Below are 1059 nucleotides of genomic sequence, written 5' to 3' on the forward strand. Positions count from 1 at the left end.
GCTGCTGGTCGGCGAGTATGCGGGCGTAGACGACATTCGACAGCCGTCGTTTCAGCGCCCGCATCGCTTCCATCGAGGTCTTGCCCGCGGCTCTGCGGCGGTCGTAGTAGGTGCGCCCGGCGCTGGGACGGCGTAGTTGAACAATGGCCATGGTGTGCAGAACCCGGTTGATCTTGCGATTTCCGGCGCGAGAGAGCCGATGGCGTTGCTGCTGGCCGGAGGAAGCGTCCAAGGGTGCGGTGCCGTTCCAGGAAACGAACCGGTCCCGGTCCCGAAATCGGTGGATGTCACCGACATCGGCGAGTAGCCGGGCTGCGCCGGCCGGGCCGATGCCGTGGAGGTCGGTCCGAGTGGAGCCGCGTTCGGTGACGAGTTGGCGCAGTTCTTTGTCCGCGGCCTTGGTTTAGCGGTCGATGGCTTCGAGTTCGCTGATCAACTCGACGGCCAGTCGGCGCCGGAGGTTGCCTGCCGGGTCGCGGGGTCTGACGGTGGCGACCAGCTTACGGGCTTGCATCGCGGTCAGGAACTTCTTCGCTCCACCTGGCAGTAGCTCGAGCAGCAGCCGGTGACCCCGGTTGACGGTGTCGGTGCGGGCGCGGCCGAGCTCGTCGCGGCGATCGGCGAGCATGCCCAAAGCGATCAGCTCCGAATCCGCCTGCACTCGGCGCAGATCCGGTGACCGCAACGCCGCCAACGCCACTGAATGCGCATCGACGGGATCGGTTCTGCCGCCGTTGCCGGTCGCGGACACTCGCACCTGTGCCGAGAGTTTCGCCGGCACGTCGATCACGGTTTCTCCGTCGTGGACCAGGCGGTGCGCGATATGTCGGCCGATGCCGTCGCAGCCCTCGATCGCCCATACCCGATCCGGGTATCGCTGTGCGGTGGTGAGCATTTCGGTGTATCCGGTGTTGTCTGTGCCGTATCGGCCCGTGGCCAGTGCTGTGCCGGTGGGGTCGATGATCTCGATCGTGGCCGAGCGTTTGTGCGGGTCCATTCCGATGATGACCGTCACCGGTGCGTCCTTCCCGTGTCGGGGTACGAGGTCCGTGCGGGAAG

The 1059-nt window shown here is 66.3% G+C and carries 2 protein-coding genes; both read right to left on the bottom strand.

Features of this window, described 5'->3' with window-relative positions; all coding sequences use genetic code 11:
* On the bottom strand, window positions 1–382 hold a 382-nt coding region (locus ACFXN1_RS51925; protein WP_379464207.1), incomplete at its 3' end, for a transposase.
* A 21-nt stretch (window positions 383–403) separates the two neighbouring features.
* On the bottom strand, window positions 404–1059 hold a 656-nt coding region (locus tag ACFXN1_RS51930; RefSeq protein WP_379464205.1), incomplete at its 5' end, for a transposase.

It is taken from the genome of Nocardia sp. NPDC059154, from assembly GCF_042755705.1.
Classification (GTDB): domain Bacteria; phylum Actinomycetota; class Actinomycetes; order Mycobacteriales; family Mycobacteriaceae; genus Nocardia.